General features: G+C 50.5%; 9 protein-coding genes and 1 pseudogene. 4 read left to right on the top strand and 6 right to left on the bottom strand.

The window, feature by feature from the left end; translation table 11 throughout:
- Nucleotides 1-2: 2 nt before the first annotated feature.
- From IB222_RS05530 to IB222_RS05520, 3 genes are read right to left on the bottom strand one after another with little or no spacing between them, the layout of a single operon-like run.
- Nucleotides 3-560, bottom strand: a complete 558-nt coding sequence (locus tag IB222_RS05530) for a polysaccharide biosynthesis/export family protein (RefSeq protein WP_149385072.1) — start codon at nucleotides 558-560, stop codon at nucleotides 3-5.
- 1 nt (nucleotide 561) lies between these two features.
- Nucleotides 562-1,848, bottom strand: coding sequence for an outer membrane beta-barrel protein (locus tag IB222_RS05525; RefSeq protein WP_125112809.1), 1,287 nt, complete (start codon nucleotides 1,846-1,848; stop codon nucleotides 562-564).
- Nucleotides 1,838-2,557, bottom strand: a complete 720-nt coding sequence (locus tag IB222_RS05520; RefSeq protein ID WP_348925735.1) for an exopolysaccharide biosynthesis polyprenyl glycosylphosphotransferase — start codon at nucleotides 2,555-2,557, stop codon at nucleotides 1,838-1,840. The genes IB222_RS05525 and IB222_RS05520 overlap by 11 nt, the downstream gene beginning before the upstream one ends.
- Here IB222_RS05520 and IB222_RS05515 point away from each other — a divergent pair.
- On the top strand, nucleotides 2,546-3,469 hold the full coding sequence (locus IB222_RS05515) for an IS5 family transposase (RefSeq protein WP_032624899.1): 924 nt from the start codon (nucleotides 2,546-2,548) through the stop codon (nucleotides 3,467-3,469). The genes IB222_RS05520 and IB222_RS05515 overlap by 12 nt on opposite strands.
- A gap of 55 nt (nucleotides 3,470-3,524) precedes the next feature.
- On the opposite strand, the pseudogene IB222_RS05510 reads toward IB222_RS05515, so the two are convergent.
- The 3 genes and pseudogenes from IB222_RS05510 to tctD all read right to left on the bottom strand — a co-directional run.
- Nucleotides 3,525-4,319 (bottom strand): annotated as a pseudogene (locus IB222_RS05510) (undecaprenyl-phosphate glucose phosphotransferase); the annotation flags it as partial.
- A gap of 454 nt (nucleotides 4,320-4,773) precedes the next feature.
- A complete protein-coding gene (locus tag IB222_RS05505) occupies nucleotides 4,774-6,186 on the bottom strand; it encodes a sensor histidine kinase (protein ID WP_057067654.1) in 1,413 nt (470 codons plus the stop codon).
- Nucleotides 6,173-6,847, bottom strand: a complete 675-nt coding sequence (tctD, locus tag IB222_RS05500; protein ID WP_003826032.1) for a transcriptional regulator TctD — start codon at nucleotides 6,845-6,847, stop codon at nucleotides 6,173-6,175. Before tctD ends, IB222_RS05505 begins: the two co-directional genes overlap by 14 nt.
- Before the next feature lie 153 nt (nucleotides 6,848-7,000).
- On the opposite strand from tctD, the gene IB222_RS05495 reads away from it, so the two are divergent.
- The 3 genes from IB222_RS05495 to IB222_RS05485 are packed head-to-tail and all read left to right on the top strand — an operon-like array spanning nucleotide 7,001 to nucleotide 9,952.
- Nucleotides 7,001-7,978 (top strand): tripartite tricarboxylate transporter substrate binding protein, encoded by a 978-nt coding sequence (locus IB222_RS05495; RefSeq protein ID WP_003826029.1) that lies wholly within the window; start codon nucleotides 7,001-7,003, stop codon nucleotides 7,976-7,978.
- Between the two features lie 14 nt (nucleotides 7,979-7,992).
- A complete protein-coding gene (locus IB222_RS05490; RefSeq protein WP_100247225.1) occupies nucleotides 7,993-8,427 on the top strand; it encodes a tripartite tricarboxylate transporter TctB family protein in 435 nt (144 codons plus the stop codon).
- A 10-nt stretch (nucleotides 8,428-8,437) separates the two neighbouring features.
- A complete protein-coding gene (locus IB222_RS05485; RefSeq protein ID WP_003826025.1) occupies nucleotides 8,438-9,952 on the top strand; it encodes a tripartite tricarboxylate transporter permease in 1,515 nt (504 codons plus the stop codon).
- Nucleotides 9,953-10,041: the final 89 nt, after the last annotated feature.

The raw sequence follows: 10,041 nt of genomic DNA, 5'->3' as shown, positions 1-10,041 counted from the left end.
CGTCAGAAGAACCCCATGCCAATAATCACGACATCCCCAGGATGAACAGAGTGCGTTAAATCGACATTCTCAAGCAGCTGATTGCTCCCTGACAGGCGAATGTTGATATCTTTTCGGTCAGCACGATCTGTAAATCCACCCGCCTGCGCAATAGATTTCTCGACGGTAAGCCCTGGCTCATAGGCGAAGCCATTTGGACTTTTTACCTCACCTGAAACATAGTATTTGCGGAACTCGGCAATACTCACCGTCACCATCGGAGATGTAAAATAATCTCCGGTCAGGCGTTGAGTTAATTCTTTAGTCACTTGATCAACGGTTTTATCTTGTAATTTAAGAGCACCAACAAACGGGAAATTAATTTCCCCGCTCTTATCCAAAATAAACCGCATCGTCATATCGGGTTGACCATGAACAGCGATATTGACCGTATCCCCCGCCCCAAGCTGGTAATCCTGCTGAACAGTAGCAGGATCGTCCATTAATCGCGGGCTGGACGCTGTGCATCCGACCAACAGGATACTGAATAGCAAAACCGCGCACAGTTCTATTATTTTCATTTTAGATCTGAACCTTAGCTTTAAGCATAATCATAGAATTATCATAACCCAACGTTCTAATGACTTCCTGATTGTCGTTGGGACCGATATAAAACGAGTCAGTATCCTTATTCGAATTTAATGTATCTATCTGATATTTAATCTCAAAATTAACCGACGGCGTGTAGTCATAGCTCATGGTGACGCTAAACACGCCATCTTTATCATGCCGATCCTTGTTCTGTTTTTTATAGTCTTCCGAAGTGAATGAGTAGTCCAATAAAGTAGAAAAACGAGTACCTAACCAGAAATGCTGGTAAGAAAGGCCATACTGGGTCACTAAAATATATCCCCCAACTTCCGATGGGTCTTTAATGCTTTGCGCAGAATGGGCCGTGAAAACAGACTGCTGTAACGGCTTCCACTCCGCTTTTATGTCCCAGTTTAGACCATTAAAATCATGCGAGTTTGCGTTGTTTTCAAATGTTTTATACAGCCATGAAATATTCATGTCGACATTGGTTTTCCCCGTCAACTGCGACTTCAGGCCATACAGCAAATAATACTCATTAGTGTCTTTATCTGAGTTGTTATCATAGCGACGCTGGTTAGTAATAAAGCTATAGCGAAAGCGCGTTCTGGATGAGTATTGGTCAAAAACTTCCGCTATCAGGCTATTTTCATGCCATTCCTGTTCCTGAATATAATTGTAGAAGTCCTCACTGCTGTCCCGAACATCAGAGGTGTTACCGAAAGTCAGTTTTTTGTATAACAACGCCAGTTCCGCTTTGCCGCGACCATCAGGCGCACCGTAGCTGTAGCGCAATTCACTATTGATAAAATTCGTCGTAAGCGGAGATTTAATCCCATACTGCTCAAACTGACTCGGTAGAAAACCCTCGGTGATATCACGGCCGCGGGATTCATGCCCAAGCGAATCCTCCAGATTGAGGGTTAAGCCATGCATGAGCCCATAACGCCAGGCACCGTTAAAACGGAAAAAATGATCGTTGTAGTTATCAGCAGAATCGCTTGAGTAGTTACGATAATCCCCAGAGTACATCAGCAAATACTTATCCTGACCACGCTCTCCAATCATACTCAGAACGGGCGCAGCACTCTGAAACGAGGAACCGATAGCATCGCTGCTATGTGGCTGATAAGACACGTTATCATTATAACCATAGTCCACAGCGACCTTGCCCTGGAAGTCTATCCCCGCAAAGCCAATGTGTGATTTCGGTGTTAAATCAGCCCATGCGGACTGCGATATCACGATTCCGGTAATAACGAGTAATTTAGTATGCATTCTTACCGACAAATCCTTTGAAAATAGTTTTAATAATAATTTTTATATCCAGCCATAACGACCAGTTTTGAATGTACTCAATATCGTACTGAACCCTTTTTTCCATCTTATAAAGCGCATCGATTTCCCCGCGGAACCCGTTGATCTGCGCAAGCCCAGTGATCCCTGGCTTAACTTTATGGCGAATCATGTAATTTTCGACCTGTTTGCGGTACTGCTCATTATGCGTAACCGCATGAGGTCTGGGACCGACAATCGACATACTTCCCTGCAAAACATTAATAAATTGCGGAAGTTCATCCAGCGAAGTGCGGCGCAAAAAGCTCCCGAATTTGGTTACCCGTGGATCGTTTTTAGTGGCCTGAATAACCGTATCGGAATTCTCCATGACGCGCATAGAACGAAACTTCCAGACCTTAATTTTTTGCCCGCTCAAGCCATAGCGGTCCTGTTTGAAAAAAACAGGCCCACGGGACGTGAGTTTGATACCAATGGCAATCGCCAGCATCAGGGAGGAAATCATCACCATAATGACGCTGCCAAGAACCAAATCTTCCGCCCGCTTAATAAACGAGCCAGCCCCCTCAAAAGGTGAACTAAAGATACCGATAGTTTGCAGAGACTTTGTTGAATAAATCGAACTTTTGCTGAGTTGAAGGATCAGATCACGCATCTTCCCGACAACGCAGACCGTTCCGTGGCAAAGCAAAAGTTCAAAATCACCAACTGGCCCACCTACAATAAAGCCCTCATCAACCGTGGCTCTATAACTTTCTGGCTGGATGATGAAGCTATTCAGGCCTGGTATGAGTCGGCAACGCCTTCATCACGGGGAAGACCTCAGCGCTATTCTGATCTCGCCATCACCACCGTTCTGGTCATTAAACGCGTGTTCAGGTTGACCCTGCGGGCTGCACAGGGTTTTATTGATTCCATTTTTACACTGATGAATGTTCCGTTGCGCTGCCCGGATTACACCAGTGTCAGCAAGCGCGCAAAGTCGGTTAATGTCAGTTTCAAAACGTTCACCCGGGGTGAAATCGCGCATCTGGTGATTGATTCCACCGGGCTGAAGGTCTTTGGTGAAGGCGAATGGAAAGTCAAAAAACACGGCAAAGAACGCCGTCGTATATGGCGAAAGTTGCATCTGGCAGTTGACAGCAAAACACATGAAATCATCTGTGCAGACCTGTCGCTGAACAATGTGACGGACTCAGAAGCCTTCCCGGGTCTTATCCGGCAGACTCACAGAAAAATCAGGGCAGCATCGGCAGACGGCGCTTACGACACCCGGCTCTGTCACGATGAACTGCGGCGTAAGAAAATCAGCGCGCTTATCCCTCCCCGAAAAGGTGCGGGTTACTGGCCCGGTGAATATGCAGACCGTAACCGTGCAGTGGCTAATCAGCGAATGACCGGGAGTAATGCGCGGTGGAAATGGACAACAGATTACAACCGTCGCTCGATAGCGGAAACGGCGATGTACCGGGTAAAACAGCTGTTCGGGGGGTCACTGACGCTGCGTGACTACGATGGTCAGGTTGCGGAGGCTATGGCCCTGGTACGAGCGCTGAACAAAATGACGAAAGCAGGTATGCCTGAAAGCGTGCGTATTGCCTGAAAACACAACCCGCTACGGGGGAGACTTACCCGAAATCTGATTTATTCAACAAAGCCGTTTGCAGATTGTGGATGGATCGTAACTTGGACATGTTGTTACTGTAGGTATAAAAGTCAGGGACAATATAGGTATCTACGGTGGTGTCTGACATCATGGCCAAAAAGTGACGAATGCGATGTAAAGCAACCATCGGTAAAGCAATATAGATTTCGTCTATGTTTCCCTTCTTGGCTTCCTCGACCAGATTGATAACCGGACCACGAAAGGGACTTTTAACCTTATCAACGACATCGCCACAACGAGATAAGGCGCGCTCATCATAAAAGGCCAGATCTAATGTGATATTGGCGTATTCATTCATTAGCGCGGTTTCTGCGGCCAGACCATTGTCGGTCAGACCAATAATCGCCACCCGTATACTCTTTTTCGTTGAATACTTAAAAATAAAAAAACGAATGTAGTAAAGAAAAGGTAATGGAATGAAGTACCAGTAAATAATGGCTGAATAAAAAGGGGAAGGCAGTCTGTCTAAGTAGCCCAGTGACTCAGGTTCAGCCACCGTCATACTGACCAGTTCGTTAAAAAAAATCGCCAGCAGCGTACAAAAAACCAAGCGCTTTTGATTACGTAAACCGATCGTCTTAATCTTTTGCTGGTACATTTTAATGTATTCAGCAAACAGCAAGAAAAAGATGGAGAAGAGAAGACTCAAAATGGCAATGGTGTTAAAGGGCATCAAACCCAGCAGATGGGCGCTAAAAATTAACGTCACATTGATAACAATGAAATCGACCAGTTTTAAAAAGACTGGATATCCCTGGCTGCTAATCTTTAGCGATTTTTTAAGCATATCTCAGCCCATTATTTATTGATCTTTAATTGTTTTTTTCTCATTTCATGTTGCTAATTATATCACAAGTCTAAAAAACGCAATGGCACATTGTCAGTAAATGTAAAAAATAATACTCATTACTGTGACAACCCTCTCCAGTGAAATCGTATCTATATGATTTTAATGCAGTTGATATCAATGGAAGTTTTATCTACCTCAGCAAAAAAGATAACCTTTAACAACATTATCGCTATTGACAGATAACATCTCATGGTCTATGAAAAAGTGTTTTATGTATGATAAATTGCACAAAAGTATTGTTTCAGTGACGTTGAATCACTTTAGCATTACTGTTTAATACAGTAATTAAAATAAAAACAGCTGCCTTAAGACAACATTTCAAATGATATTAATAATACAATTAATTACTTTTTATTATAATTAAACAACAAATATCATCACCATGAATACCTCATACGGTAACGCTTAAAAAGCGTACCTGAACCCTCAGCCCACCTAATGTCTCACTACGCGTTAGCTGAGGATGCGTGCGATGCAGGCGAGCAATATCATTGACCAGCGCCAGGCCGATCCCGGCGCCTGGGACATTGCCTACGTTATCAAGACGATGAAACGGTAGCAGAGCCTGATGAACCATCTGCTCATCTATGCCCGGTCCGCTATCTTCGACCACCAGCACCACGGCCTCTCCTTCTCGTTGCAGTCGGGCGGTCACCATCCCCTGTGACGGCGTGTATTTCAGTGCGTTATCCAGCAGATTCCCACACAGTTCACCGAGCAGCACTTCATCTCCCTCGACCCACACCGCGTCCTGTTCCCCTTCATAGCCCAGATCGATCCCTTTACTACGCGACTGCGCCAGTCGGGTAAAACAGCTGGTTTGCACCACCTCATACAGATTAACCGGCGAGAAATGCCTTTCCCCCTGCTCCTTGCGCTTCACCGCAGACAACTGCAACAGCCTCTCCGTCAGTTGAATGGTATTATCGAGCGTGCTACTCATGGCTTGTAAACTCTCATACCATTGCCGCGGTTCGGTGCTGGCGAGAGCCACCGATGCCTGAGTTTTCAGTACCGCCAACGGCGTTTTGAGCTGATGGGAAGCATCCGCGCTGAAGCGCTCCTGACGAGAGATCAGACCGCGAAGTCGGTCCAGATAACGGTTGAAAGCCACAATCAGCAGACGGGTTTCCGACCATGGCAGCAGTTCCGGCAGCGGCGTCAGCAGGCCTGGCTCACGACGCACCATCAGCGATGAAAGCTGGCGCATCGGGCGCAGCACCCGGCGCAGCAGCCAGCCAACCAGCACCAGCGTCAGCAGCACCAGTAGCCCTTGCGAAACCCACGAGGAAAACAGCAGCTGTCGCGCCAGATAGCGCCGCGATTGCAGCGTTTCGGCAACATAAATCTCCGCCATGCCGACAATGCCGCCTTCGTTGACGGGCTGCAGCAGACGCGCCACGCGGATTGCCTCACCGCGATATTCAGTGTGATAAAACCATGCCAGCGCCGGATAAAGCCGCGTGCGCGAGGTAGCTGGCGGCATCGCCGGTAAATCGTCATAACCAGAGATAACCTTCCCCGCCGGATCAACCACTTTGTAGTACAGTCGGTCATTCATATTCAATTCAAAGCTGTCCAGCACCACCCATGGCACGTTCACTTCCAGCTGTTTATTGCGCACCACCAGCCGCTCGGAAACGGTCCTGGCGGATGAAAGGAGCGTGCGGTCATACGCCTGGGTCGCCGCCTGTAGCGCACTGACATAGCTGTTAAATGCCGACAGACCCCACAGCAACATTAGCGGCAAGCCCAGAAACATCAGCAGTTGCAGGTACAACGATTGGGGTTTAACCCACTTCATCGCTACGCTCCAGCACATAGCCCAGACCACGCAGCGTAGCAATACGCACATCGCTTCCCTGTAGCTTTTTGCGCAAACGATGGATATACAGCTCAATGCTTTCGGGACTAACCTCATCACTCAGGCTGAAGACCTGCTCAAACAACTGCTGACGTGAAACCGGCCGCAACCGACGGTACATCAGCACCGTCAACAGCGCCTGTTCACGTGGTGTGAGCGCCAACGGCTGCCCCTGCAACAGAAAATAGCCTTCATCGTGAAACGCCAGCTCCCCCAGTTGCTGTATGCCTTGCACCTGTCCCGCACTGCGACGCAGCAAGGCCCGCAGCCGGGCATCCAGTTCCTCGATTTCAAACGGCTTTGCCAGATAATCATCGGCTCCGACGTTCAACCCTTTCACCCTATCGGCCACCGCGCTACGCGCCGTCAGCAGCAGGACAGGAAGCGTCTGCCCGCGTTTGCGCAGCCGCTGAACGACTTCCAGACCATCCAGCCCCGGCATATTGATGTCCAGCACCGCCAGCGCATACGTTTCGCTATGTAAAAGATGGTCGGCTGCCAGGCCATCAAACACGCAGTCAACGGCAAAACCGTTTTGCACCAGCGCTTTCTCCAGCCAGTGAGCTAACTCACGGTTATCTTCCGCTAATAAGAGACGCATATCACATCCTGTAAAGTTTCTGCCGCATTGAAAGGGAATTGAAAGGTTAATGTTTTAACAATCACGCAACCGAACTGCTACACATCGGCTCACATAATCACAAAAATCTTCTTCCGTACCCGAAAATCCGGTTTTCCGGCGTGAGGATAAACAATGAAAAAACAGTTACTTCGTACCCTTACTGCAAGCATTTTATTGATGAGTACCTCTGTACTGGCGGAACAAGCGCCATCGCGCACTGAATGTATCGCCCCTGCTAAACCCGGCGGCGGTTTCGATCTCACCTGTAAGTTGATTCAGGTGAGCATGATGGAAACCGGCGCTATCGAAAAACCGATGCGCGTCACCTACATGCCCGGTGGCGTTGGTGCCGTGGCCTATAACGCGATCGTCGCTCAACGCCCGGCTGAAGCGGGAACCGTAGTGGCCTTCTCCGGCGGCTCACTGCTGAACCTGTCACAGGGCAAGTTTGGTCGCTACGGCGTGGATGATGTCCGCTGGCTGGCAAGTGTGGGTACCGACTACGGCATGATTGCCGTGCGCCAGGACTCACCGTGGAAAACGCTGAAAGATCTGCTGACGGCAATGGAAAAAGACCCTAACAGCGTGGTCATTGGTGCAGGTGCCTCTATCGGTAGCCAGGACTGGATGAAGTCGGCGCTGCTGGCGCAAAAAGCCAATGTCGATCCACACAAGATGCGCTATGTGGCCTTTGAAGGCGGTGGCGAGCCGGTTACCGCACTGATGGGCAATCACGTGCAGGTGGTTTCCGGCGATCTCAGTGAGATGGTGCCTTACCTCAGCGGCGACAAAATCCGCGTGCTCGCGGTGTTCTCTGATGAACGCCTGCCGGGCCAGTTAGCCAACGTGCCAACCGCCAAAGAGCAGGGTTATGACCTCGTGTGGCCTATCATTCGTGGCTTCTACGTTGGGCCAAAAGTCAGCGACGCCGAGTATCAGTGGTGGGTTGATGCCTTTAACAAACTCCAGCAGACCGATGAGTTTAAAAAGCAGCGTGATCTGCGCGGTCTGTTTGAATTCAACATGAGTGGCAAACAGCTCGACGACTACGTGAAAAAGCAGGTCACGGATTATCGTGAGCAGGCGAAAGCCTTCGGTCTGGCGAAGTAAACGCAGAGGCAAAGATGATGAGTGATCGTATTTTTGCAGGTATCTGGCTGTTGCTCTGCATAGCCGGGCTGTTCGTGGCCTGGCAAATCAGCAGCGAATACAGCTATGAACCCGTAGGGCCGCGTCCCTTCCCGCTTGGCATTATCGGTCTGATGTTGGTCTGTGCCGTGGCGCTGCTGTTGCGCCATCCGGACACCATCAGTTGGCCCCGTCGCCACGTGCTGCAAAAGCTGCTGACGATGGTCATTGTTCTGTTGATGTACGCCTGGGGTTTTGAGTGGCTCGGTTTTCCCATCGCCACCGCCATTCTCACCGTGGTGATTGGCATGCTGTTCGGTGCAACCATCCCGGCTGCGGGTATTTCCGGCGCGGTGCTCGGCATTCTGCTGTGGTATGCCTTTGACCGACTGCTTGACGTCACCTTACCACTCGGCGCCTGGCTGGGTTAACGGAGAAACGATGGATACCTGGATTTATCTTTCTCAGGGTTTCGCGGTGGCAATGACACCGGAAAACCTGGTCATCGCCTTGATAGGCTGTTTTGTCGGCACCATTGTGGGTTTGCTGCCCGGCCTTGGGCCGATCAACGGCGTGGCGATCCTGCTGCCGCTGGCCTTTGCTTTGCATCTGCCCGCAGAATCCGCGCTGATCCTGCTGGCTACAGTCTACATAGGCTGTGAATATGGCGGGCGCATCTCCTCCATCCTGTTGAATGTTCCCGGCGATGCGGCGGCGATTATGACCGCGCTGGATGGTTACCCTATGGCGCAGCAAGGACGCGGTGGCGTGGCGCTCTCTATCTCGGCGGTTAGCTCTTTCTTTGGTTCGCTTATCGCCATCGGCGGCATCATTCTGTTTGCCCCGGCGTTAGCCCAATGGTCGCTGGCCTTCGGTCCAGCGGAATACTTTGCCTTAATGGTTTTCGCCATTGCCTGTCTCGGCAGCATGATGGCGCAAAATCCGCTGAAATCATTTCTGGCAGCGCTTATCGGTCTCGGACTTGCGACCGTCGGCGTAGACGCCAACACCGGGGTTTATCGCTTTACTTTTGACAGTGTCCATCTCTCTGACGGTGTGCAGTTTATCGTGGTGGTGATTGGGCTGTTCTCTGTCTCTGAAATATTGTTAATGCTGGAACATACCAGCAGTGGCCAGACGCTGGTGCGTAAAACGGGCCGCATGTTGTTCAACGCCAAAGAAGGCGCACAGTGCGTAGGGGCCACCCTGCGTTCATCAGTGATTGGCTTTTTCGTCGGCGTTCTGCCTGGCGCTGGCGCCACCATTGCCAGTGCCATCACCTACATGACCGAGAAAAAGCTCAGCGGCAACAGCGACAGCTTTGGCAAGGGGGATATTCGCGGCGTTGCGGCGCCAGAAGCCGCCAACAACGCTTCGGCCTGCGGCTCTTTTATTCCGATGCTGACGCTCGGCGTGCCGGGCTCCGGTACCACGGCGGTGATGATGGGCGCGCTAACGCTGTACAACATCACCCCGGGTCCAGCCATGTTTACCGAGCAGCCGGATATCGTTTGGGGGCTGATTGCAGCGCTGCTGATTGCTAACGTAATGCTGCTGGTGATGAACATTCCGCTGATCGGTCTGTTTACCCGCATGCTGACCATCCCGCTGTGGTTTTTGGTACCGGCTATCGCGGCAGTTTCCGCGGTTGGCGTGTACGCCGTTCACAGCACCACCTTCGATTTGGTATTGATGGTCGCCCTCGGCGTGCTGGGCTACATCCTGCGTAAAATGCACTTCCCAATGTCGCCATTGATTCTGGGCTTCGTTCTCGGGGAAATGCTGGAGCAGAACCTGCGCCGGGCGTTGTCTATCAGTAACGGCAGTATGGATATTCTGTGGGCCAGCGGCGTGGCGAAAGTGCTGCTGGTGATGGCGGTACTGGTTATCGTGGTCCCGCCGGTGCTGCGCATGATCCGTAAACGCAACAGCAAACCGCAGGTGGATATCGGCTAACAAATTGCCGGATGGCGGCGCTATTGCGCCCTATCCGGCCTACAATTTGGCTCGGTTGTAGGCCGGATAAGCGCAACGCCATCCGGCAT

This window comes from Citrobacter sp. C13, from assembly GCF_014596815.2.
In the GTDB taxonomy this organism is placed as follows: domain Bacteria; phylum Pseudomonadota; class Gammaproteobacteria; order Enterobacterales; family Enterobacteriaceae; genus Citrobacter; species Citrobacter portucalensis.
This window is presented reverse-complemented; position numbering and strand designations above follow the sequence as displayed.

Coding starts and splice junctions, on each gene's coding strand:
- tctD (WP_003826032.1), bottom strand. CDS start 6,847: ATGCGTCTCTTATTAGCGGAAGATAACCGTGAGTTAGCTCACTGGCTG.
- IB222_RS05525 (WP_125112809.1), bottom strand. CDS start 1,848: ATGCATACTAAATTACTCGTTATTACCGGAATCGTGATATCGCAGTCC.
- IB222_RS05485 (WP_003826025.1), top strand. CDS start 8,438: ATGGATACCTGGATTTATCTTTCTCAGGGTTTCGCGGTGGCAATGACA.
- IB222_RS05490 (WP_100247225.1), top strand. CDS start 7,993: ATGATGAGTGATCGTATTTTTGCAGGTATCTGGCTGTTGCTCTGCATA.
- IB222_RS05505 (WP_057067654.1), bottom strand. CDS start 6,186: ATGAAGTGGGTTAAACCCCAATCGTTGTACCTGCAACTGCTGATGTTT.
- IB222_RS05530 (WP_149385072.1), bottom strand. CDS start 560: ATGAAAATAATAGAACTGTGCGCGGTTTTGCTATTCAGTATCCTGTTG.
- IB222_RS05495 (WP_003826029.1), top strand. CDS start 7,001: ATGAAAAAACAGTTACTTCGTACCCTTACTGCAAGCATTTTATTGATG.